The sequence below is a fragment of the Arthrobacter sp. Y3223166 genome, from assembly GCF_059090935.1.
This window is the reverse complement of record NZ_JBNHGE010000043.1, coordinates 1-22,792: the sequence shown is the minus strand read 5'-3', so window position 1 is coordinate 22,792 and position 22,792 is coordinate 1. Positions and strand designations below refer to the sequence as shown.

General features: G+C 69.6%; 21 protein-coding genes. 11 read left to right on the top strand and 10 right to left on the bottom strand.

Translation table 11 applies throughout. The annotated features are described in order from the left end of the window. Together AC5RUH_RS14465 and AC5RUH_RS14460 are read left to right on the top strand one after the other, a co-directional pair. On the top strand, positions 1–771 hold a 771-nt coding region (locus AC5RUH_RS14465; protein WP_494128926.1), incomplete at its 5' end, for an ABC transporter ATP-binding protein. Further along, on the top strand, positions 768–1,565 hold the full coding sequence (locus tag AC5RUH_RS14460; protein ID WP_494000705.1) for an energy-coupling factor transporter transmembrane component T family protein: 798 nt from the start codon (positions 768–770) through the stop codon (positions 1,563–1,565). The genes AC5RUH_RS14465 and AC5RUH_RS14460, both read left to right, overlap by 4 nt. Before the next feature lie 58 nt (positions 1,566–1,623). On the opposite strand, the gene AC5RUH_RS14455 is transcribed toward AC5RUH_RS14460, so the two are convergent. The 3 genes from AC5RUH_RS14455 to AC5RUH_RS14445 all read right to left on the bottom strand — a co-directional run bounded on the left by AC5RUH_RS14455 (position 1,624) and on the right by AC5RUH_RS14445 (position 4,268). Continuing rightward, on the bottom strand, positions 1,624–2,799 hold the full coding sequence (locus tag AC5RUH_RS14455; RefSeq protein WP_494025310.1) for a zinc-dependent alcohol dehydrogenase: 1,176 nt from the start codon (positions 2,797–2,799) through the stop codon (positions 1,624–1,626). A 166-nt stretch (positions 2,800–2,965) separates the two neighbouring features. After that, positions 2,966–3,331 carry a VOC family protein gene (locus tag AC5RUH_RS14450; protein WP_494128925.1) on the bottom strand — a complete coding sequence of 122 codons (366 nt, stop codon included), beginning with the start codon at positions 3,329–3,331 and terminating at the stop codon, positions 2,966–2,968. Positions 3,332–3,392: 61 nt separating this feature from the next. Next, positions 3,393–4,268 carry an aminodeoxychorismate lyase gene (locus AC5RUH_RS14445; RefSeq protein ID WP_494000702.1) on the bottom strand — a complete coding sequence of 292 codons (876 nt, stop codon included), beginning with the start codon at positions 4,266–4,268 and terminating at the stop codon, positions 3,393–3,395. Between the two features lie 86 nt (positions 4,269–4,354). Here AC5RUH_RS14445 and cls point away from each other — a divergent pair, with 86 nt between their 5' ends. Continuing rightward, the gene (gene cls, locus AC5RUH_RS14440; RefSeq protein ID WP_494073988.1) at positions 4,355–5,833 is read left to right on the top strand and encodes a cardiolipin synthase; all 1,479 of its coding nucleotides are present in this window, start codon (positions 4,355–4,357) and stop codon (positions 5,831–5,833) included. Between the two features lie 96 nt (positions 5,834–5,929). On the opposite strand, the gene pabB is transcribed toward cls, so the two are convergent. The 5 genes from pabB to AC5RUH_RS14415 form a co-directional block, all read right to left on the bottom strand. Further along, positions 5,930–7,960, bottom strand: a complete 2,031-nt coding sequence (pabB, locus tag AC5RUH_RS14435; protein ID WP_494128924.1) for an aminodeoxychorismate synthase component I — start codon at positions 7,958–7,960, stop codon at positions 5,930–5,932. Positions 7,961–8,090: 130 nt separating this feature from the next. Then, entirely contained in the window at positions 8,091–8,711 is a 621-nt protein-coding gene (locus AC5RUH_RS14430; protein ID WP_494022345.1) for a LysE family transporter, read from the bottom strand. Between the two features lie 35 nt (positions 8,712–8,746). Next, positions 8,747–10,321, bottom strand: coding sequence for a phytoene desaturase family protein (locus AC5RUH_RS14425; RefSeq protein WP_494128923.1), 1,575 nt, complete (start codon positions 10,319–10,321; stop codon positions 8,747–8,749). Between the two features lie 27 nt (positions 10,322–10,348). Continuing rightward, positions 10,349–11,155, bottom strand: a complete 807-nt coding sequence (locus AC5RUH_RS14420) for a class I SAM-dependent methyltransferase (RefSeq protein WP_494073992.1) — start codon at positions 11,153–11,155, stop codon at positions 10,349–10,351. A 57-nt stretch (positions 11,156–11,212) separates the two neighbouring features. Continuing rightward, positions 11,213–11,695 carry a MarR family winged helix-turn-helix transcriptional regulator gene (locus AC5RUH_RS14415; protein WP_494128922.1) on the bottom strand — a complete coding sequence of 161 codons (483 nt, stop codon included), beginning with the start codon at positions 11,693–11,695 and terminating at the stop codon, positions 11,213–11,215. Between the two features lie 115 nt (positions 11,696–11,810). Here AC5RUH_RS14415 and AC5RUH_RS14410 point away from each other — a divergent pair, with 115 nt between their 5' ends. The 5 genes from AC5RUH_RS14410 to AC5RUH_RS14390 all read left to right on the top strand — a co-directional run bounded on the left by AC5RUH_RS14410 (position 11,811) and on the right by AC5RUH_RS14390 (position 18,231). After that, positions 11,811–13,955, top strand: coding sequence for an MMPL family transporter (locus AC5RUH_RS14410; protein WP_494128921.1), 2,145 nt, complete (start codon positions 11,811–11,813; stop codon positions 13,953–13,955). A 144-nt stretch (positions 13,956–14,099) separates the two neighbouring features. Then, positions 14,100–15,974 carry a molecular chaperone DnaK gene (gene dnaK / locus AC5RUH_RS14405; protein WP_494000694.1) on the top strand — a complete coding sequence of 625 codons (1,875 nt, stop codon included), beginning with the start codon at positions 14,100–14,102 and terminating at the stop codon, positions 15,972–15,974. Positions 15,975–15,976: 2 nt separating this feature from the next. Then, positions 15,977–16,642 carry a nucleotide exchange factor GrpE gene (locus AC5RUH_RS14400; protein ID WP_494022349.1) on the top strand — a complete coding sequence of 222 codons (666 nt, stop codon included), beginning with the start codon at positions 15,977–15,979 and terminating at the stop codon, positions 16,640–16,642. Between the two features lie 131 nt (positions 16,643–16,773). Then, on the top strand, positions 16,774–17,742 hold the full coding sequence (locus tag AC5RUH_RS14395) for a DnaJ C-terminal domain-containing protein (protein WP_494000692.1): 969 nt from the start codon (positions 16,774–16,776) through the stop codon (positions 17,740–17,742). Positions 17,743–17,808: 66 nt separating this feature from the next. Beyond that, on the top strand, positions 17,809–18,231 hold the full coding sequence (locus AC5RUH_RS14390) for a heat shock protein transcriptional repressor HspR (protein WP_493978112.1): 423 nt from the start codon (positions 17,809–17,811) through the stop codon (positions 18,229–18,231). Between the two features lie 82 nt (positions 18,232–18,313). Here the strand turns inward: AC5RUH_RS14390 and AC5RUH_RS14385 are convergent, their stop codons facing one another. Continuing rightward, positions 18,314–18,874: a COG4315 family predicted lipoprotein gene (locus AC5RUH_RS14385; protein WP_494128920.1), complete on the bottom strand. Its 561-nt coding sequence runs from the start codon at positions 18,872–18,874 to the stop codon at positions 18,314–18,316. Between the two features lie 246 nt (positions 18,875–19,120). Between AC5RUH_RS14385 and AC5RUH_RS14380 the strand changes: the two genes are divergently transcribed. Beyond that, positions 19,121–19,618: a sigma-70 family RNA polymerase sigma factor gene (locus tag AC5RUH_RS14380; protein WP_494000690.1), complete on the top strand. Its 498-nt coding sequence runs from the start codon at positions 19,121–19,123 to the stop codon at positions 19,616–19,618. Next, entirely contained in the window at positions 19,615–20,274 is a 660-nt protein-coding gene (locus AC5RUH_RS14375; RefSeq protein ID WP_494000689.1) for a zf-HC2 domain-containing protein, read from the top strand. The genes AC5RUH_RS14380 and AC5RUH_RS14375 overlap by 4 nt, the downstream gene beginning before the upstream one ends. 37 nt (positions 20,275–20,311) lie before the next feature. On the opposite strand, the gene trmB is transcribed toward AC5RUH_RS14375, so the two are convergent. Continuing rightward, positions 20,312–21,223, bottom strand: coding sequence for a tRNA (guanosine(46)-N7)-methyltransferase TrmB (trmB, locus tag AC5RUH_RS14370; RefSeq protein ID WP_494128919.1), 912 nt, complete (start codon positions 21,221–21,223; stop codon positions 20,312–20,314). Between the two features lie 237 nt (positions 21,224–21,460). On the opposite strand from trmB, the gene AC5RUH_RS14365 reads away from it, so the two are divergent. Then, the coding region (locus tag AC5RUH_RS14365) for a DEAD/DEAH box helicase (RefSeq protein ID WP_494128918.1) at positions 21,461–22,792 on the top strand (1,332 nt) is incomplete at its 3' end.

Here is a 22,792-nt window from a genome sequence, read left to right as displayed (position 1 = left end):
GAGGCCGGCGTCTGGGTTCCCGGTCATACCCCGCGGCTGGAGCTGCCCGCGGCGCCCGCGCCGGGCGGGCCGTTGCTGCGGGCGGCCGCACTGGACGTGTCGCGGAACCGGAAAGCCGCGCCGGTGCTGCGCGGGGTGGACCTGGACCTGTTGGCCGGGCAGGCGCTCAGCGTCACCGGCGCGAACGGTGCCGGCAAATCCACCTTGGCCCTCACCCTCGCCGGCCTGCTGGCACCCGCGGGAGGGGATCTCTCGGCGACGCCGGCCTTGCAGCGCGGTGCCGCCTTGTCCCCGGCGAAGTGGAAGTCCGCGCAGTTGGTGACCCGGATCGGCAGCGTCTTCCAGGAACCCGAACACCAGTTCCTCACCGGCACGGTGCTCGACGAACTGGAATTCGGTCCCCGCCGCGTGGCCAAACTGCCCGAGGCGACCGTCCGGCAGCGCGTGGACACGATCGCCGAGCGGCTCCGGCTGACCCGCCTGCTGCAGGCCAACCCGTTCACCCTCTCGGGCGGCGAGAAACGCAGGCTGTCGGTAGCCACCATGCTGGCCACCGGCCCGGACATCCTGATGCTGGACGAGCCGACCTTCGGACAGGACGCCAACACCTGGGCCGAACTGGTCACGCTGCTGGCCGAGCTGGTGGCCGAGGGCCGGAGCGTGGTCTCGGTGACGCACGACGACGACTTCACCGCCGCGCTCGGCGGCGCCGTCATCCGGGTGGCGGACGGCGGCGTCCGCCCGGCCCAGCCGCTTGGGAGGGCAGCATGAGCATGGACCTGATGAACCCGCGGCTGGCCGCCTCCCCGTTCAGCCGCGCCAACCCGGTATCGAAGCTGGCCGCCGCCGCCCTGGTCACCGTGGTGGTCATGCTCAGTGTGGACTGGGTCAGCGCCTCCGTGGTGCTGGCCGCCGAACTGTTGCTGATGCCCGTGCTGGGTGTCAGCCCATGGCTGCTGCTGAAGCGCGGCTGGCCGCTGCTTGCGGCGGCTGCCGTCGGGGCCTGGGCAACCGCCTTGCTGGCCGAGAAGACCGGGGCCGTGCTGTTCCGGTTCGGTCCGCTGATCTTCACCGAGGACTCGGTGGCCGGCGGCGTTGCGATCGGACTGCGGTCGCTTGCCGTTGCGCTGCCGGGCATTTTCCTGCTCCTGACGACCGACCCGACGGACCTGGCGGACGCCTTGGCGCAGAAGCTGAAGCTTCCCCACCGGTTCGTGCTGGGAGCGCTGGCCGCCATGCGGCTGGTGGGGCTGCTGGTGGAGGAATGGCGCACCCTCGGTCTGGCGCGCCGCGCCCGCGGTGTCGGGGCGGAGAACCGGCCGCTGGCCAAGGCGGGCGCGTTCGCGGGCCAGGCGTTCGGCCTGATCGTGCAGGCCATCCGCCGGGCCACCCGGCTGGCCGTCGCGATGGAGGCCCGCGGCTTCGGCGCCGGGCCCCGGACCTGGGCGCGCGAATCCACCTACAGCATGGTGGATGTGTGGGTGTTGCTGGGCGGCGCGGTCGTCGCCGGCGCGGCCGCCGCCGCCGCCGTGGCCGCCGGGACCTGGAACTTTATCTTCGTTTGAACCGGTACGGCGGACCCCGGCGACCCATGACAGCCGGGGTCCGCCGATCCGTTTAGGACTACGGCTTGAGCACCACCTTGATGCAGCCGTCCTCCTTCTTCTGGAACTTCTCGTACATCTCCGGCGCCTGCTCCAACGGAACCTGGTGGGTCGCCAGGTCGAGCACGCCCAGCGGGTCCGACGGGTGGTCGACCAGCGGCAGCAGATCGTCGATCCACCGCTTCACGTTGCACTGGCCCATCCGCAACTGGAGTTGCTTGTCGAACATGGTCAGCATCGGCAGGGGGTCCTTCATCCCGCCGTACACGCCGCTGATCGAGATCGTGCCGCCGCGCCGGACGGCGTCGATGGCGGTGTAGAGCGCGTCGAGCCTGTCCACCCCTGCCGCCTCCATCGCCTTGCGGCCCACGGCGGACGGCAGCAGCCCCACCGCCTGGTGGACCGCGCCGGCCACGGGCGAGCCGTGCGCCTCCATGCCCACGGCGTCCACCACCGAGTCCGGCCCGCGGCCGTCCGTGCGCTCCCGCAGGTCGTCCGCGACGTCGCCGTGCAGGTCCAGCGTCTCGATGCCGTGGCGCTCCGCCATTGCCCGCCGCTCCGCCACGGGGTCCACCGCGAGCACCCGGTAGCCGAGGTGCCGGCCGATCCGGGCGGACATCTGGCCGATGGGACCAAGGCCGAGCACGGCCAGGGAACCGCCCTCCGGTGGAGCCGCGTACTGCACGGCCTGCCACGCGGTGGGCACCACATCGGAGAGGTACAGGTAGCGCTCGTCCTCACCGGCGTGGGGCACCTTGATGGGTCCGTAGTCCGCGTGCGGCACCCGCAGGTACTCGGCCTGTCCGCCGGGCACCGAGCCGTAAAGCCGCGAGTAGCCCAGGAACTGGGCATTGTTGTTGTACTCGCGGACCTGGGTGGTCTCGCACTGGGACTGCAGGCCCTTTTGGCACATGAAGCAGTGGCCGCAGGAGACGTTGAACGGGATGACCACCCGGTCCCCGGCCTTGATGTGCGTGACGGCCGAGCCGACCTCCTCCACGATCCCCATGGGCTCATGTCCGATGATGTCGCCCTTGTCCATGAACGGAGTGAGCACCTCGTAGAGGTGCAGGTCGGAGCCGCAGATGCCGGTCGAGGTGATCCTCACGATCGCGTCCGTGGGCTCCTGGATCCGCGGATCCGGGACCTCCTCCACGCTGACCGAGCGCTTCCCTTGCCACGTCAGAGCCTTCATTGTCCTCCTTCTCAGGGCTGCCGCCCCGGACGGAACGACAGCATGCTGATCTTTCGGTCCAATCGACCCTAACACTGCACCAACGCGGTGGTCGAAGCGGGTATCGATCCCGGAAGGCGTCCAGGCCGAGGGGCATTTTTCATCAGTCCGACGGCAGGACGGCGTCCTACGAACCGACCAGGACGAAGACGTTGCCGTCGGGCGCACGCATCACGGCCACATGCCCCGACTCGGTGGCGAAGGGCGCCTCGATCCATTCCACTCCGCCGTTGGAAGACAGCTCCTCGTAGGCGCGCCGGACATCGCCCACGAAGACTTCGACCTCGAGGCGCCGGTTGTCGGGGTTGTCGCTGAGGACGAGTTCGGAACTGTTCCCGTCCGGAAAACGCATGCCCACCAGGGTCCATGCCAGTCCTGCCGGCGTCTTGCGGTTGATCCGCCAGGACTCCCGCATCCCGAGTCCGGCATAGAACCTGACGGAGGCCTCAACGTCGAGGGTCGGCATGCAGACGCATTCAAGCTTCATGATCATGGGCGGTGGCTCCTCGGAAGACCCGGTCGGGGCAGCGTCAAGCGCGATGTTTCCTCACCGGTTACTCCTCCTGGCTGCCCTGGGCCAGCAGCGCCGTCAGTTCCTGGGTCAGATCGGGGGAGACGGGGATTTCCTTACCGTCGATGCTCTTGACCGGGGCAAGCAGGCGGATGCTCGAAACCAGCCAGACGGCATCGGCTTCATAGAGGTCGTGCGGCTCCAGCGGGCCATAGCCCAGCTGCCACCCGGCGGCTTCTGCCGCCTTGAACAGCACCGACTGGGACGTGCCCGGCAGGATGCCGCTCTCCAGCAGCGGCGTCACCAGCGTCTTCACGCCGTCGCGCACCCGCGCCATCAGCACCGTGGACGTGGGCCCTTCCAGCACGCGGCCGTCGCTGGACGTGAAGATGGCGTCGTCGGCGCCGTTCTTGTGCGCATAACGCAGCGCCGCCATGTTGACCGCGTAGGAGAGAGTCTTGGCCCCCATGAGCAGCCACGGGGCGCGTTCGGCCAGCGAGCTGTCGTACCCGCGGTCGAGCAGCAGCACGGAAATGCCGTCGGTGCGCTGGCGCCGCCCTGCCGCCGGCGGCAGCGAGGCCTGAACCCAGGCCGTGGGTGTGGGTGCACCTTCCACGCCGCGGGTCACCAGCAGCTTGATTACCAGCTCCTCGGCCGGCGGGTGCTCGGCGATTGCCGTCGCGATGGCACGCTCCCAGGCGTCCGGGGAGGGAAGCTGCAGGTCCATGGCCCGGGCGGAGCCGGCAAGCCGGTCCAGGTGCGCCCGCAGCTTGCGCGGGACCCCGTTGACCGCCAGCAGGGACTCGAAGATGCCGTCTCCGCGGGTGGCCCCGAGATCGGTGGCCATCAGCTGGGGCCGGGAGGCATCTGCGACACGTCCCGCCTCGTGGGCAGGGTCCAAAAACACCAGAACTGTCATGGCTCCAGCTTAGTGAGTCCGCCCCCAAACGCCGGGTAGGCTGGGAGGATTGCGCCGGCACACGGCGGGAGGGGAGGAACAGCCGCGTGCTGTGGTCGTTTGCGGGGCTGGGCACATTCCCCGAGTGGGCCGTCGTGATTCTGGGCGTCGTGGATATGGCCATCCGCGTCATCGCCCTGGGCGTGATTCCCGGGAACCGCCGCCCCAATACCGCCATGGCCTGGCTGTTGGCCATCTTCTTCATCCCGCTGATCGGGCTGCTGCTCTTCTTCATGTTCGGCCGGTACCGCCTCTCGGAGCGCCGGATCGCCAAGCAGTCGGAGATCAACGGCCGGGTGTGGGCCGCCACCCGCAACCTCAAGGAGCCGACCAGCGAGCAGGAAGCCCCGGCCTGGGTGCATTCGGCTGCAGAGTTGAACCGGCGGCTCGGCGCCTTCCCCATGGTGGACAGCAACCACGTGGAGCTGTATCCGGGTTACGACGAGTCCATTGCCGCGATGACCGAGGCCGTGCGCGAGGCGCGTGAGTTCGTGAACATCGAGTTCTACATCATGAGCCGCGACGAAACCACCGGCAAGCTCTTCACCGCCCTGGAAGAAGCCGCCGCCCGGGGTGTCCGCGTGCGCCTGCTGTTCGACCACATCGGCACCCTCCGCGTCGCCGGCTACCGCAAGTTCCGCCGCTGGCTGGAGACCACCGACATCGACTGGCGCCGCATGCTGCCCGTGCTGCCGGTCCGGGGCCAGTGGCGCCGGATCGACCTGCGCAACCACCGCAAGATCCTGGTGGTGGACGGCCGGGTGGCGTTCACCGGGTCGCAGAACCTGATCGAGCCCGGCTACCGCCGCACGTCCAGCCATAAGATCGGCCGCAAATGGGTGGAACTGATGGCGCGCTACGAAGGGCCCATCGTCACGGCGCTGAACGTGGTGTTCGCCACCGACTGGTCCAGCGAAACCGACGACACGCTCGAAGGCGAGCTGTTCACCCCGGCCCCCTTCCGCGAGCCCGGCCCCATGACCTGCCAGGCCCTGCCCAGCGGCCCCGGCTTCGCAACCGAGAACAACCTGCGCTTGTTCAACACGCTCATCTACGCGGCGGTGGAGCGGCTGTCCATCTGCAGCCCGTACTTCGTGCCGGATGACTCGCTGCTCTATGCCATTACGACGGCGGCCCAGCGCGGCGTCGAGGTCGAATTGTTCGTATCCGAACGCGGCGACCAGTTGCTGGTCCATCACGCCCAGCAGTCCTACTATCAGGCGTTGCTGGAGGCCGGCGTGCGGATCTACCGCTACCCGAAGCCGCTGGTGCTGCACGCCAAGCACTTCACCGTGGACGATGAGGTCGCGGTCATCGGCTCCAGCAACATGGACATGCGCTCCTTCTCCCTGAACATGGAGGTCTCCGTCATGATGCTCGGGGACCACATCGTTGAGCAGGTCTCGGAGATCCAGGACAGCTATCGGGTCATTTCCCGGGAGCTCACGCTCGAGGAGTGGAGGCAGCGGCCCCGCTGGCAGCGCTACGTGGACAACGTGGCCAGGCTGACGGCCACGCTGCAGTAACCGGGCCCCGCTCGGGGCGGTGCTTGTTGCCCTCCATGAACGCCGCCAGGATCTGCCGCTTGAAGTCCGGCCGCGGGTGCGCCGCGGTGAACTGCGTTACTCCGGAAACGTTGCCCCGAGCGCCGAGAGCACCCCGTAGGCCTTGGCGCGGACCTCGTCCCATTCGTCTTCGGGCACGGAATCGGCCGTGATCGCGCCGCCAACGCCCAGGCTCAACCGGTTGCCGTCCATCACGAGGGTGCGGATCACCACGGACAGGTCCGCGGCCCCGTCCAGCGAAAAGTAGCCCACGGCACCCGAGTAGACGCCGCGCGGTCCGGTCTCCAGCCGATCCAGGATGTCCATGGTGCTGATCTTCGGGGCGCCCGTCATCGATCCGGCGGGAAAAGCAGCGGCCACGGCCTCCGCCCGCACCGCCCCGGGCAACAGCTGCGCGTCGATCGTGGACACCATCTGGTGCACCGTCGCGTAGGACTCTATGGCGCACAGCCGGCTGACCTGCAGCGAGCCCGGCACGGCAAAGTGGCTCAGGTCGTTGCGCAGCAGGTCCACGATCATGATGTTCTCGGCGCGGTCCTTGGCGCTGCCGGCGAGTTCCTCTACGACGGCGGCATCGGCGTCGGGATCCTGGAGGCGGCGGCGCGTGCCCTTGATCGGTTCGGCCCGCAGCCGGCCACGGGCGTCGAGGCCCAGGAACCGCTCGGGCGACGTGCTGGCCACGGTGAGCCGCCCGAACCGCAGGAGGCTGGCAAAGGGCGCGGGGTTGCGGCTGCGCAGGGCCAGGTAGGTGTCCAGCGGATCCAGCGGTTCCGCCGCAGTCGCCTGCAGCTCCGTGGTCAGGCAGACCTCGTAGGTGTTTCCCTCGGTGATTTCCGCCTGCGCTTCCCGGATTTTGGCCAGATAGGCCTCGCGCGTGTCGCGGGAACGGAATTCCGGCGCCTGTGGCGGCGCGGCCGGAGCCGGGGCGTGGCCGGCGGCCGGGGACAGTCCGCTGACCACCGCACCGGTAGCGGCGAGCCAAGCGTCGGCGTCGTCCCCCGCGGACGGGCCGGCCAACGCGAGGAGCCACGTGCACTGCCGCCCGTGGTCGAGTACGACGGCCCGGCCGGCGAACAGCAGAGCGGCATCCGGCGCCCCGTCCGGCACCTCGGCACCGGCGTCCGAGCCCCCGGTCTCGCGCTTGAGCCCGTAGCCCAGGTAGCCCAGCCAGCCCAGGGCGAAGTTCCCGGGGACCCCGGCCGGCAGGGTGACGGTGCGGCGTCCCCACACGGTGTCCAGCCAGCGGAAGAAACCGCCACGGATCCGGGCGGTGGCGTTGCCCTGGCCGACCACGGTGGTGCCGTTGCGGTGTTCGGCCCAGGCGCCGAAGGCTCCGCCATCGTCGGCCAGGACGCTGATCCGGTTCCGGTCGGCGGATTCACGGGTATTTGAACTGTCCAGCCAGACGCTGCGGCCGGAGCCGGCGTACAGGCGCCGGTAAATGTCTTCGGCGTCCGGATAGGCGGCCAGGCGTTCGGCGACCAGGCGGACGCCCTCGCGGGCCGCGCGCTCCGGGGCCAAAGCGTGTTCCAGGGCGGGCACCGAGGCCAGCGCGTGGAGCACCTGCCGGGGATCGGTGCCGGAGGGACCGGCTTCTACGACGACGTCGGCGGCCGCCGCGACGTCGTCGCCGGCCAGCCAGGCCTCTTCCTGCTCCGCCCAGACGTCCCAGAACGGTTCATACGCAGCGCCGTCCCGGGACAGGGCGCGGGTGCGCCGGTCGGCGGAGGGCGCCTGCAGCCAGATCACGGCGTCGAGCAGCCCGCGGGCAGCGGCATGGGCGGCACCGACGCCCTCGAACACCACCACGTCGGCCGGCTCCGTGGTGCGGGAGGCGCCGTCGCCGTTTGCTTCCCAGTCCCAGGCGGTCCAGTGCGCGCTGTCCCCGGCGGCCAGGGGCCGCAGCACGGTTTCCAGGTACCGCTGCTGCCCGCCGGCCAGGCCGTGCCAGCCGGGGTAGATGTCCTCCAGGTGGAACAGCGATACCGTGCGGTGGACCCGCAGCATCGCTGCCAGTTCCACGGCCAGCGTGGTCTTGCCGGCCCCCGAGCGCCCGTCGACGGCGATCAGTACGGGCTTAGTGCGCACGGATTTCCCCGCATCCGGTCGCGGCGGCGGCCCGGACCGGGGGATGCCCCCGGACGGGACCGCGGCGGCAGGGGCAGCCGGCGCTGGCGGCGATGATGCGGTACATGTCCTTGAGTCTATGAGAACCGGGCTACAGGAACGCCAGCATGAGGCCGACGGCGATGAACAGCGTGCCGAAGACCCGGTTCATCATCATCAGCCCGCGCGTGGTCCGCGTGAAGCGCTGGAAGGACCGGGCCGCGGCAGCGAAGAAGAACCACATCACGAGGATGTCCACCACCACCACGGTGGCGATCAGGACCAGGTACTGCGGCAGCTGGGGCTGGTCCAGCCGGATGAAGCCGGGCATGAAGGCCAGGAAGAAGACGATCGCCTTCGGGTTGAGCAGGTTGACCCAGAGTCCGCGCCGGAACATGGAGAAGGCGGGCTCGTTGCGCCGCGACTCTTCGATTTCCGCGGTGCCCGTCGGCTTGGCGAAGAACTGCCGCAGGCCCAGGTAGATCAGGTACACCGCGCCGGCGTACTTGATGGCGGCGAACAGCATCGGCGAATTGGATACCAGCAGGCCCAGGCCCAACGCCACGATCACCACGTGGATGACCAGGGCGGCCTGCTGGCCCAAAATCCCCCAGATGGAACGGCGGAAGCCGGCGTTGAGCGAGTTGCTCATGGTGTTGATGGCGCCGGCGCCGGGGGTGAAGCTGATGACCAGGGTGGCGCCGAGCAGCGCCAGCCATAAGGAGATTTGCACCAGATGATCCTACGGTGCGGACCGGCAGGTTTCGGTCAGCGGGACTCGAGCACGGCCATGGCCGCGTTGTGGCCGCCCAGGCCGCTGACCCCGCCGCCGCGCCGCGCGCCGGCCCCGCAGAGCAGGATCCGCTCGTGCGCCGTGCCCACGCCCCAGCGCCGCGCCTGGGTGTCGAGCGGTTCGTCGTCTTCGGCGAACGGCCAGTCCAGGGGACCGTGGAAGATGCTGCCGCCGGTCAGGTTCAGCTCCCGCTGGAGGTCCAGGGTGGTCTTGGTTTCGATGCACGGCTCTCCGCGTGGATCGCGCAGGATGCAGTCCTCGATCGGCTCGGCGAGCACGGAATTGAGCGAGGCCAGCACGGCGTCCTGCAGCCGCTGCCGCATCGCGTCGTTGTTCTCCTCGGTGATCAGCCGGTGCGGGGTCTGCAGCGTGAACACGGTGAGCGTGTGGGCTCCGGCTGCCTGCAGTTCCGGCGAGAGGATGGAGGGGTCGGTCAAGGAGTGGCAGTAGATCTCGGCGGGCAGCGGATCCGGCACCCGGCCCGCGGCCGCTTCGGCGGCGGCCCCTTCCAGCTGCGAGTACAACTCGTTGATGTGGAAGGTGCCGCCGAACGCCGCCTCCGGCGCCACCAGGCCATCGCGCAGCTTCGGCAGCCGGGACAGCAGCAGGTTCACCTTCGCCTGCGCGCCTTCCGGCGCCGCTTCCGGCCGAGTGGCCGGCCCGGCCCCGGCGGCGGCGAGCAGCCCGTTGAGGACGGCGGGGGAGACGTTGGCGAGCACGCGCTCCGCCGAGACGACGACGCCGCCCGCGCCGCCGTCGTCGTACGTCACCTCTCCCTCGGGGGAGAGGGAGGTGACCCGCGCCCGGGTCCGCAGCTCCGCGCCGGCGCTGCGGGCCGCCTTTTCCAGCGCCGCGCTGACCGCACCCATGCCGCCTTCGGGCACGTCCCAGTCACCGGTCCCGCCGCCGATCACGTGGTAGAGGAAGCATTTGTTCTGCTGCAGCGAGGCGTCGTGGGCGCCGGCAAAGGTGCTGATCAGGGCGTCGGTGAGCACCACCCCGCGGACCAGGTCCGAGCCGAAACTGCGCTCGAGGACCTCGCCGATCGGCCGGTCGATGAAGTCGTTCCAGGCCTCGTCGTCGCCGACCCTGCTGCGCGCCTCGGAGCGGCGGGGCAGCGGTTCGGTGACGGAGGGCCAGAGGGCCCGCGCCAGCCGGCCGGTGCGCTGATAGAACCCGGTGAAGGGCTCGAAGTCGGTGGCCGCGCCCACCGCGGCGAAGGAGGAGCGGGTGGCGTCCGGGTCCTGGTTGTCCACCAGCAGGCCCGCCGCGGTCCCGGGCAGGGGAGTGTAGGACGAGAAGCGCCGGCGCAGCAGCCGCAGGTCCAGCCGCAGGTCCTCGATGATGCGACGCGGCAGCAGGCTGACCAGGTAGGAATAGCGCGAGATGCGGGCCCCGGTGCCGGGGAAGACTTCCGCCGAAACCGCGGCGCCGCCGACCTGGTCTTCGCGTTCGAGCACGAGGACGCTCCGCCCGGCGCGGGCAAGGTAGGCGGCCGCCACCAGGCCGTTGTGACCGCCGCCGGCGATGATCACGTCGTAGTGAGGCATATCAGTCCTTCCGTCCCGCCGGCGGGATCAGGGTTTGCGGGCCAGGATCTCGCCGTTGGGAATCAGGAACCACGCATCCGGGGCAGCGGCCCACGTCAGCCATCCCCGGGCTATCCGTTCCAGCCCGGACCGGTCGATCAGTCCCCGCTCCAGCGACTGTTCCGCGTAGCCGGAATGCAGGACCCGCTCCGACCAGACCTCGCCCTGCCAGCGGCGCTGCTCCTCGGTGGCGTACAGCCAGTTGGACGACGACGGAGTGATGTCGTGGAAACCGGCCGCCTGCGCCCAGGCGATGAGGTGCCGGCCGGCGTCCGGTTCGGCGCGGTTGCCGCGGGCCAGCTGCTGGTAGGTCTCCATCCAGTCGTCGAGTTCGGGCAGTTCCGGGTACCAGCTCATGCCGTGGAAGTCGGCGTCCCGGACGGCCACGATGCCGCCCGGCTTGACCACCCGCCGCATCTCGTAGAGCGCGGCCACCGGGTCGGTCAGGTGCTGGAGGACCTGGTGGGCGTGCACGACGTCGAAGGTGTCGTCATCAAACTCGAGGTCATAGATGTTGCCCGCGACGAAGGTGGCGTTCTCGATTCCGCGCAGGGCGGCGAGTTCGGCCGCCTGGGTCAAGACATCGTCGGACCGGTCCAATCCGGTCACCTGTCCCGGGGCCACCCGCTCGGCCAGGTCAACGGTGATGCTGCCCGGGCCGCAGCCCACGTCCAGCAGCATCATCCCCGGCTTGAGCTCCGGCAGCAGGTAGGCCGCGCAGTCCTCGGCGGTCCGGATGGCATGGGCTTTGACCACGCTTTTGTGGTGTCCGTGGGAGTAGACCTCGTCCTTCATAGTGGGAGACTACTCCGCGCCCCCGCGGCCAGGCGGCTGCCGTGCCGGAATGTTGCGCTATTTGTCGGTCGACGTGACCTCGGCCGACGAGACTTCGGCGCAGGCGGTTTCGGTGGCGGCGATGATGTCCGCCAGGAACGCCGCGAGCCGCTGCCGGTCTTCCGCCGGATAGTCGGAGAGCACCCGGCCGATGTTGCGGGCCAGCGGCGCGAACATGGCGCCGCCGGTGGCGCGGGCCAGGTCCGTCAGCTCCAGGTGCACCTTGCGGCGGTCGGTGTCGCTGCGGGTCCGCTTCACGTGGCCGGAGCGGTCCAGCCGGTCCACCAGCGCGGTGGTCGCCGGCGAGCTGAGGTGCAGCTCGTTCCGCAGGCTGCCCGGCGTCACCGTGCGGCCGTCGTCGGCGGCCCGGACCATCGCGGCCAGGGCGTTGAGGTCGGTGCGGTGCAGGGCGTCCCGCTGGCTGACCGCTTCGATGTAGCGTTCGCTCTCCACGACGAACTGCTGCAGCAACAGCAGCAGCCGCTCTTCACTGTGCGCCACGTTCCTCCCTCCGGCAGCCTCTCCAAGGATAGTTCACCCGAGACTTATCTCCACGCTGGAACTACTCTATAGTGGAGCTTGTTTTAGTCCGTCGACTGACAGAGGTCCGGTTCCCATGGCCCGTTGGCTCAGAATGCTCCTGCCCGCCCTGGTTGTGGTTGCCTGGCTCGCCGCCGCGGGCCTGGGCGGACCGACCTTCGGCAAGCTCTCCGAGGTCTCCACCAACGACCAGGCGGGATTCCTTCCGGCCGGCGCCGAATCCACCGCCGCGGGCGAATGGCAGGAGCGGTTCCTGGATGCCGATGCGGTCCCCGCCATCGTCGTGGTCGAATTCGACGACCCGCTCCAGCCGCAGCAACTGGCGGAGTATGCCCCGCTGGCCGAACAGCTGTCGGAGGCCATCGGGCCTGCGGGAGGTGGCGCCGCCGGGGTGGTCGGCCCGATTCCGTCCGATGACTTCGAAGCGGTGCAGTTCATCGTCCCGGTGCCCGAGGACCTGGATACCGGCGAGGCGGTCGCCGGCCTGCGCGCCGTGCTGGCGGCCGAACTCCCGGCTTCCGCCACCGGCTATGTGACCGGACCGGCCGGATTCATCGCCGACCTGGTGGAGGCCTTCGGCGGGATCGACGGGCTCCTGCTGGCCGTGGCGCTGGGCGCCGTGTTTGTCATCCTGCTGCTGGTCTACCGCGCGGTCCTGCTGCCGTTCCTGGTTTTGCTCACCTCCGTGTTCGCCCTCTATGCGGCCATCCTCGTGGTGTACTGGTGCGCCCTGCAAGGCTGGATCCGGCTCAGCGGGCAGAGCCAGGGGATCCTGTTCATCCTGGTAATCGGCGCCGCCACCGACTACGCCCTGCTGCTCACGGCCCGCTACCGCGAGGCACTGGGCGGGCAGGAGTCGAAATGGGCGGCAATGAAAACCGCCTACCGGGGGTCCGTCGAGCCGATCGCAGCCTCCGGCGCCACGGTGATCCTGGCCCTGCTCTGCCTGCTGTTCTCGGACCTTAACTCCAACCGCAGCCTCGGGCCGATCGCCGCGGTCGGCATCGTGTTCGCCGTGCTGGCCGCGCTGACCTTCCTGCCCGCCGTGCTGCTGCTGGCCGGCCGCGCCGCCTTCTGGCCGATCGTCCCCCGTCCCGGCCACCACCTGCACCGCGCGCGGCCCGACCGCCCCGTGGCCGGGACCGAGGGCCTGCGCGGGCTCTGGCTGCAGGTGGCCCGGCTGGTTGCCCGCAGGCCGCGGGTGACGTGGCTGGCTTCGGTGCTGGTCCTGGTGGCCGGGGCGCTGGGCGTGCTGCAACTGCAGGCGCACGGCGTGCCGCAGTCGGAGCTGGTGATGGTGCAGACGGATTCCGCCGACGGGCAGGAGGCCTTGGGCCGGCACTTCGACGCCGGTACCGGCAGCCCCGCCGTCGTCGTCGCCGATGCCGCGGCACGGGACGAGGTGCTGGATGTGGTCCGCAACCAGGAGGGCGTGGCGTCCGCGGAGTTTTACACCCGCGGCGACGCGGTGGTGGAACTGGACGGCCGGGTGCTGATCAATGCCACGCTCCGGGACGTGCCGGACTCCGAAGCCGCCGAGGGCACCGTCGCCGACCTGCGCGGGGCGCTGGACGGCGCCGATCCGGGCGCGCTGGTCGGCGGCGTCACCGCGGTGGCGCTGGATACCAATCTGACGGCGCAGGCCGACCTGCTGAAGATCACCCCGATGGTGCTGGGCGTCATCCTGCTCATCCTGATCCTGCTGCTGCGCTCGATCCTGGCCCCGGTGCTGCTGGTGCTGTCCGTGGCGCTGTCCTACCTCACCGCCCTGGGGGTCTCGGCGCTGGTGTTCAACCATGTCTTCGGCTTCCCGGGGGCGGATGCATCGGTGCCGCTGTTCGGCTTCGTGTTCCTGGTGGCGCTGGGCATCGACTACAACATCTTCCTGATGACCCGGGTGCGCGAGGAATCCCTGCGGCTGGGCACCCGGCCCGGCATCCTGCGGGGGCTGGGCTCCACCGGCGGCGTCATCACCTCGGCCGGCGTGGTGCTGGCGGCGACCTTCGCCGCGCTTGCGGTGATCCCGATCCTGTTCCTGGTCCAGCTGGCGTTCATCGTGGCGTTCGGGGTCCTGCTGGACACGGTCCTGGTGCGGTCGCTGCTGATCCCGGCGCTTTCCTACGACCTCGGACCGAAGATCTGGTGGCCGGCCAAGTTGTCCCGCCGGGGCCTCTCGCGGGACCCGGCGGAGCAGAAGTTGAGTCCAGTGCGCTCAACTTGATTGACAAAGCCTGTTGTCCGAGTAAACTTGAGTGCAGAAGGCTCACATCGGCTGCCGCCACCGCGGCGCCGCCCGGATAGTCCGGGGGTCGGGCCGCCACAGTAATCCAGGCCGTTGCGGCGGCCGCAAAGGAAGGACACGCGTATGTCTCGTGCAGTAGGTATCGACCTCGGAACCACCAACTCCGTTGTTTCAGTTCTGGAGGGTGGCGAACCCACCGTCATCGCCAACGCCGAGGGCGGCCGCACCACGCCGTCCGTCGTCGCGTTCTCCAAGTCGGGCGAGGTGCTGGTCGGCGAGATCGCCAAGCGCCAGGCCGTCAACAACATCGAGCGCACCATCGCCTCGGTCAAGCGCCACATGGGCACCGACTGGAAGGTGGAGATCGACGGCAAGAACTACACCGCCCAGGAAATCTCCGCCCGCATCCTGCAGAAGCTCAAGCACGACGCCGAGTCCTACCTGGGCGAGAAGGTCACCGACGCGGTCATCACCGTGCCGGCGTACTTCAACGACGCCGAGCGCCAGTCCACCAAGGAAGCCGGCGAAATTGCCGGCCTGAACGTGCTGCGCATCGTCAACGAGCCCACCGCGGCGGCCCTGGCCTACGGCCTCGACAAGGGCAAGGAAGACGAACTGATCCTGGTCTTCGACCTCGGCGGCGGCACCTTCGACGTGTCCCTGCTGGAGGTCGGCAAGGACGAGGACGAATTCTCCACCATCCAGGTCCGCGCCACCTCCGGCGACAACCGCCTCGGCGGCGACGACTGGGACCAGCGGGTTGTCGACTTCCTGCTGCAGCAGGCCAAGTCCAAGGGCGCCGACCTGTCCAAGGACAAGATCGCCCTGCAGCGCCTGAAGGAAGCGGCGGAGCAGGCCAAGAAGGAACTGTCCTCGGCCTCCTCCACCAACATCTCCCTGCAGTACCTCTCCGTCACCCCGGAGGGACCGGTGCACCTGGACGAGCACCTGAGCCGGGCCAAGTTCCAGGACCTGACCGCGGACCTGCTCGAGCGCACCAAGAAGCCGTTCCACGACGTGATCACGGAAGCCGGCATCAAGGTCTCCGACATCGACCACATCGTGCTGGTCGGCGGCTCCACCCGCATGCCCGCCGTCGTCGAACTGGTCAAGGAAATGGCCGGCGGCAAGGAGCCGAACAAGGGCGTGAACCCCGACGAGGTCGTGGCCGTTGGCGCCGCCCTGCAGGCCGGTGTCCTGAAGGGCGAGCGCAAGGACGTCCTGCTGATCGACGTCACCCCGCTGTCGCTGGGCATTGAGACCAAGGGCGGCGTGATGACCAAGCTGATCGAGCGCAACACCGCGATCCCGACCAAGCGGTCCGAGACGTTCACCACCGCGGATGACAACCAGCCCTCCGTGGCCATCCAGGTCTTCCAGGGCGAGCGCGAATTCACCCGCGACAACAAGCCGTTGGGCACCTTCGAGCTGACCGGCATCGCGCCGGCGCCGCGGGGCGTGCCACAGGTCGAGGTCACCTTCGACATCGACGCCAACGGCATTGTGCACGTGTCCGCCAAGGACAAGGGCACCGGCGCCGAGCAGTCGATGACCATCACCGGCGGCACCGCGCTGTCCAAGGATGACATCGACCGCATGGTGCGGGAGGCCGAAGAGCACGCCGCCGAGGACAAGAAGCGCCGCGAGGCCGCCGACGTCCGCAACTCGGCCGAGCAGTTGGCCTACTCGGTGGACAAGCTGCTCGCCGACAACGACGACAAGCTGCCCGAAGAGGTCAAGACCGAGGTCAAGGCCGACGTCGACGCCCTGAAGTCCGCACTGGAAAAGCAGGACAACGACGACGAGGTCAAGGCCGCGTTCGAGAAGCTGCAGGCATCCCAGACCAAGCTGGGCGAGGCCATCTACTCGCAGGCGCAGGCCTCCGGCGCGGCCGGTGACGGTGCGGCCGCCGGCGACGGTGCCTCCGATGCCGGCTCCGGTGCGGCCGACGAGGACATCGTGGACGCCGAAGTGGTCGACGAAGACGAGAAGAAGTAACCATGGCGGAAAAAGGTAACGAAGAAGAACACCAGAGCGAGCCGGTGAACTTCCGCGACAACCGCAAGATCGATCCGGAAACCGGACAGGTCCGCGGCGCTTCGGGAGCAGCCGGGAACGCCGGGCAGGCCGCGGGAGAAACCCCCGCGGCCGGCCAGGGCGCCGACGCCGACGCGCTGGCCCAGGCGGAGCAGATCCTGAACGGGGCCGAGGTCCCGGCCGGGGAATCTGTTGCCCAGGGGAGCACGTCGCAGGAGGCCGAGGAGTTGAAGAACGACCTGCTCCGGCTGCAGGCGGAGTACGTGAACTACCGCAAGCGGGTGGAACGCGACCGCGCCGTGGCCGGCGAGATGGCCGTCATCGGCGTGCTGAACTCGCTGCTGCCCGTCTTGGACGACATCGACGCGGCGCGCCAGCACGGCGATCTCGCGGACGGACCGTTCGCGGCCATTGCCACCAAGCTGGACGGTGTGCTCAAGACCTACGGCCTGGCCCGCATCGAGGAGACCGGCGTCGAATTCGACCCGAACATCCACGAGGCCTTGATGCAGCAGCCCGACGCCGAGGTGGAGCTGGACACCGTCAGCCAGGTCCTGCGCCTGGGCTACAGGGCCGGCGACCGGGTACTGCGCGCCGCCCAGGTAGTGGTAGCCGTACCGGCAGAATGACACCGGCAGCGGGCGCCACGGCGCCCAGCCCCTGATGACGGGTTGGCCTTCGGACGCTCGGAGGCCAACCCGTCACCGTCCGGGGGCGCCGGTGCCCATAGACTTTGTGACAACTGAAAGGAGGCGCCTGCATGGCTAGCCAGGACTGGGTCGAGAAGGACTTCTACAAGATCCTCGGTGTCTCCAAGGACGCATCCGACGCGGACATCAAGAAGGCGTACCGCAAGCTCGCGCGGACCCACCATCCGGATACCAACCGGGGGGATGAGGGTTCGGAAAAGAAGTTCAAGGACATCTCCGAGGCCTACTCGGTCCTCTCGGACCCGGGGGAGCGCGAGCAGTACGACGCGATCCGCGCCATGGGCAGCGGCGCGCGCTTCAGCGCCGGCGGTCCCGGCAGCGCCGGCGGGCCGGGCGCGGGCGGCTTCGAGGACATCTTCGGCAACCTGTTCGGCCAAGGCACCCGCACCCGCCCCGGCTCCGCGGGCACCGTGCCGCCGGAGTTCGCCGATCTGTTCGGCGGTTTCGGCGGTTTCCCGCAGCAGCAGCCCCCGCGCAGGGGCGCCGACCGCACCGCAACCACCAGCATTTCCTTCGCCGGTTCCATCAACGGCACCACCATCGGGCTGCGCGAACCCAGCGGCGAAGTGATCGACGTGCGGATCCCGGCCGGGATTAAAGACGGCCAGAAGGTCCGCGTCCGCGGCAAGGGCCAGGCCGGCCCCGCCGGCGCGGGCGACCTGATGGTGACCGTCAACGTCAAGCCCCACCCGTTCTTCCAGCGCGACGGCGACAACATCCGGATCCACGTCCCGGTCACGTTCCCGGAGGCCGCGCTGGGCGCGCAGATCGACGTGCCGACCCTGACGGGTGAATTCGTCAAGGTCAAGGTGCCGGCAGGAACACCCTCCGGCCGAACGCTCCGCGTGAAGGGACGCGGGGTGAAGACCTCCAAGAACACCGGCGACCTGCTCGTGACCATCGACGTGGTGGTCCCGCAGAACCTTGGAAAAGAGGCCGAAGACGCGGTTAACGCCTTCGCGGCGGCGACTGCCGGGTCCGACCCGCGCGGGAATCTTGCCGCCAAGGCCAGGCTGTAGCGGGAAGTTACGACAGGTCGGGACAGTCCGGACGGGAAACGCGCGAAGCGCAGGAGGGAGAGCACCATGAGCATCGATATGAACGCGCCGATCTTCGTGATTTCGGTGGCGGCCGAACTGGCGGACATGCACCCGCAGACGCTGCGCCAGTACGACCGTCTCGGCCTGGTCTCTCCGTCGCGCCAGCGGGGCAGGCAGCGCCGCTATTCGCAGAAGGACGTGAACACCCTGCGTGAGGTCCAGCGGCTGTCCCAGGAGGGCGTCTCGCTGGAAGGGATCAAGCGCATCCTCCAGCTGGAAAACGAGGTCGCCGCGCTCAAGGCCCAGGTCCGGGACCTTTCCGAGGAACTGATGGCACGGCAGCGCCGGGGCACCGACTCCAGCCGGGTGTTCGCCGCCGGCCTCGCCGGCGACGTGGTGACGCTGGCCCGCGGCCAGCGGCCGCGTCCGCGCAGCCAGGCGCTGATGGTCTGGCGGCCGCAGCGCTGACCCGTCCGGCCGGCGCCTGTGATCGGACGCCCGCAGCTGCCGTCCCCGGGCAGGCGGCTGCGGGCAGGATGGCGGCGTGGAGCTACTTGATCATTTCGCCGTCGGGGGCGACCACAAACCAGACGTCGTTCACGCCCTGTCCGGTCGTGTCTCCCGTGGCCTTGTCCTGCGCCCAGTAGTAGATGGGCATGCCGTTCAGCGTCACCTGCTGTTGCCCGTCCGGGGTGTCGATGAGGCCCACCTCCGCGGTGACCCCGTCGAGTTCCGGCTCTTCCTCGGCCAGCACGGGCGGCCACGCGGCCAGGCAGTCGCCCGTGCAGGCGCTCTCGCCTGAGTCCGGGACATCCTTGGTGAAGTAGTAAACGGTCATGCCTTCTCCGTCCACCACGATTTCGCCCAGGTCGGATTCGGCCGTCGTGAGGGTAGAGGCGGCGCCGGATGCCTGCGCGCCGCCGGTCTCCCCGCCGTCTGTCTCCGGCGCCGCCGGCGTGGTCATTCCGGGGGCGCCCGTCGTCGGCGCCTCGCCTGCCGGCGGTGCCTCCGGGCCGGCAGGCGTTTCCGTACCCGAGCCTCCTCCGCACCCGGCGAGGCCCATCATGGCGGCGGCCAGCAGGGCTGCCGCGGCTGTCTGCGTGATTTTCATGGGGTTCCTTTTGCGGTCTCCCGGGCGGTGCCCGGAACGTCGTGCCGCGGGGCGCGCGGCCCGCTATTGGCAAAGACGCCGGCCGCACCCACAATGGTTCAACGTCGGGCGGAGTGGATCCCGCGGGCTGGATGAACCGGAACGCCGCCGCCGTCGTCGTACCCGGTAGGACGCCGTGTGGGACGCTGCACTGGGACGTCCGCCGCCGGCGGGGCGGCCGGGGCTGCCGGGAGGAAGGAGGCGGCCGTGGCATTGGACGACGAGGCCGTGGCCCGCCTCTACCGCGACCACGCCACGGCGCTGCGCCGGTTCGTGCGCGCGGCGACCTCCGACGCGGACCAGGTGGAGGACGTGGTGCAGGAGACGATCCTGCGGGTGTGGAAGCGCGGCCCGGAAACCGACAACATGCGCGGCTACCTCTACCAAACCGCCCGGCATGTCATTATCGACGGCTACCGGCGCCGCACCCGGCGGCCGGGCGAGACCGGCCTGGGCGAGGACGAGCCGGCCAGCGAAGAAGACCAGCTGGAGCGGCTCCTGCTCCGCGTGGTCATGGAGGAAGCGCTGGCACGCATCAGCCCCGAGCACCGCAACATCATCCTCGCCCTGCACTACCAGCGGCTCACGTCGTCCGAAGCCGCCCGGTCGCTGGGCATTCCGCTGGGCACGGTGAAGTCGCGGGCGTTCTACGCGGCCAAGGCCCTGCGTGCCGTACTGGACGAGATGGGGGTGGGGCAGCAGTGAATGCCAACGAGGAACAGCACCAACTGCTCGGCCTCTATGTGCTGGGCGGACTGGACCGCCGCGAACGGGCGGGCTTCGAAGAACACCTGGCCTCCTGCCCCGCGTGCCGCCGGGAGGCCGCGGAGCTGGAAACGCTGCCCGATCTGCTGGACGCGCTGCCACGCGACGCCGCCTTGGAGCTGGCGGCACCGCCGCAACACGAAGTCGAGGAACGCACCCGGGAACTGGTGGACGAACTCGCCCGCCGGCGGCGGAAGGAGCGACGGCGGTGGGCCGGGTTGGTGGCGGCGGTGGCGGGCGTGTGCCTGGTCGCCGGGGCGGCCATCGGGCCGTTGCTGACCCAGCAGCAGCAGCCGCCGGCGACGGAGAGTTATGTGATGACCGCCGACGGCGGCCTGCAGCTGGAGCTGGCGCTGGTGCACAAGGCGTGGGGCACCGAGATGCAGGTAGCGGGGGAGCAGCTGCCGCGGGACGGACTACTCACCCTCTGGGTGACAGGAGACACCGGCTACACCTACCAGGTGGCCTCTTGGCAGGCGACGCCGGCGGGCCGCGCCACGCTCACCGCAGCCTGCGCCATGGCCACCGACGAGATTGTCCAGGTGGAGCTGCGCAACGGGGCGGACACAACGCTGGCGGCAGTGGTTACGGACTGAGCCCGCGGGGTCCAGTGCGGTTTAGCTCAGGCGGGGATCAGTTCCGGCGGTAGGCCAGGTCGAAGATCATCCGCCCGGCGTCGTGGGCCTTCTGCTCGAAGCTGGTCATGGTCCGGCCGTCGAAGCGGGGCGCCCAGCCGCCGTGCTCATCCATGCCTTCACCGGTGCTGGCATTTCCGGTACTGACCGGGATCTTGCCTTCGCGCACCGGGGCGCCGCCCACCACGCCTTCCACGCCGCTTTCCCAGACCTGGGTCAGCGGGCTGTCCTTGCCGGTGCGCTCGCCGGCATGCAGGTTGCGAAAGTCCGGCGAGGCGTCGGCCACCCGGCGCATCTGGATCGCGTAGTCGGACCAGTCGGTGGCCAGGCGCCAAATTCCGCCCGGCTGCAGGACGCGGGCGGCGAGGTCCGCGAAGCTCTCCTGCACCAGCCGCCGCTTGTGGTGGCGGGTCTTGTGCCACGGGTCGGGAAAGAACACCCAGAGCTCGGCGACCGAGGACTCGGGCAGCATGCTCGCGAGGGCGTCAGGCGCGTTGACCTGCGCCACCCGCACGTTGGACAGGCCGTGCTGGCCGATCCGCAGCAGGGTCTGCGCCAGCCCCGGCCGGTAGACCTCCAGGGCCAGGAAGTTCCACTCCGGGTGCTGCTCCGCCGCATGGCAGACGGCCTCCCCGAGGCCGGATCCGATCTCCACCATCAGGGGTGCCTCGCGTCCGAAGGCTGCCGCCGCGTCGAAGACATAGTCCGGGTCCACGGTGGTGTCGCCGCCGTGGCGCGGGAGGTCCACGGCGAACCTGGGGCCGTATTCGTCCCAGGCCTGCTGGCGGCGGCCCTGCAGCCGGGATCCGCGGCGCACAAAGCTGACCGGACGGGCGAGGTGGGTGGGCTGCGCGAGGCGCGCACCGTCGTCGTTCGCGGGAAAATCAGGGGTGGGGGAGTCGCTGGTCATCCCCACCAGAGTATCGCCCGTGCGCGGGCGGCCCGGACGTGCTGCTAGACTGGTGCTACTCGGAGGCGCACTTTGACGCGTTTCCCTGCGTCGATGAACGCTTTCAATTGCGCCGCCGCTTTCCGTCTAACGACGTGACCGGACAGGTCCGGGCGGTTGGCACTGTCTGATTTTTCTTCGGCGACCCTGGGCTAACCTGCCGCGGGGACACTGACCGGAAGACATTCTCACTTTCTTATGACTACTTTTGTTGCCCTTGGCGTGCCCAAGGCCCTTGCTTCGAAGCTCGCTGCCGATGGCATCGACGCCCCGTTCCCCATCCAGACCGAGACGCTGCCCGATACGCTGGCCGGCCGGGACGTGCTGGGCCGCGGCCGCACCGGCTCCGGCAAGACGCTCGCGTTCGCGCTGCCGCTGGTCGCCAGGCTGGCCGAGCGCGAGGCCGCCCATTTCCGCAAACCCGGACGCCCGCTGGGCCTGGTCTTGGCGCCGACCCGTGAGCTGGCCACCCAGCTCAATGCCACCATTGAGCCGCTGGCGTCGGAGCTGGGCCTGAACACCACGGTGATCTACGGCGGCGTCTCGCAGCAACGCCAGGAAAAGGCGCTGCGCGCCGGCGTCGACATCGTGATTGCCTGCCCGGGCCGGCTCGAAGACCTGATGAAGCAGAAGATCATCACGCTGGAATCGGTGGAAATCACCGTCCTGGACGAGGCCGACCACATGGCCGACCTGGGCTTCCTGCCCGTGGTGAAGAAGCTGCTGGACACCACCCCGGCCGGCGGGCAGCGCATGCTGTTCTCCGCGACCCTGGACAACGGCGTTGACAAGCTGGTGCAGCGTTACCTGTCCAGCCCGCTGACTCACTCCGTGGACGACCCGCAGGCCGCGGTCACCACCATGGAACACCATGTGCTCGTAACCCGCGATGCCTCCGAAAAGAAGCAGGTGCTCAACCGGCTGGCCGCCGGAGCCGGGCGCCGCGTGCTGTTCACCCGCACCAAGCACCACGCCCGGAAGCTGGCCAAGGCCCTCACCGCCGCCGGCATCCCGGCGGTGGACCTGCACGGCAACCTGTCGCAGAACGCCCGCGACCGCAACCTCGCCGAGTTCTCCTCCGGCCATGTGCGCGTGCTGGTCGCCACGGACGTGGCCGCCCGCGGCGTGCACGTGGACGAGGTGGAACTGGTGATCCACGTGGATCCGCCCACCGAACACAAGGCGTACCTGCACCGTTCCGGCCGTACCGCCCGCGCCGGTTCCGACGGCACCGTCGTGACCCTGGCGCTGCCGGAACAACGGCTGGAAGTCGGCAAGCTGATGAAGGCGGCCGGCGTGGACGTAGCCTTCGAAAGCGTCACCGCGTCCTCGGACCTGCTGGTGAAACTGGTGGGCGAGGTGGCCGCACCGGTCGATCCGCAGTTGCGGGCCCAGCAGCAGGCAGCGAACCTGCCGCAGCACGGCGGCGGCACTTCCACCGGCGCCAACGCCCAGCGCAAGCGGGCCATGCGGTCCGGCGGCCGCGGCGGACGGACCCGCTCCGGTGAAGCCCGCCAGGCCTCCGGCGCC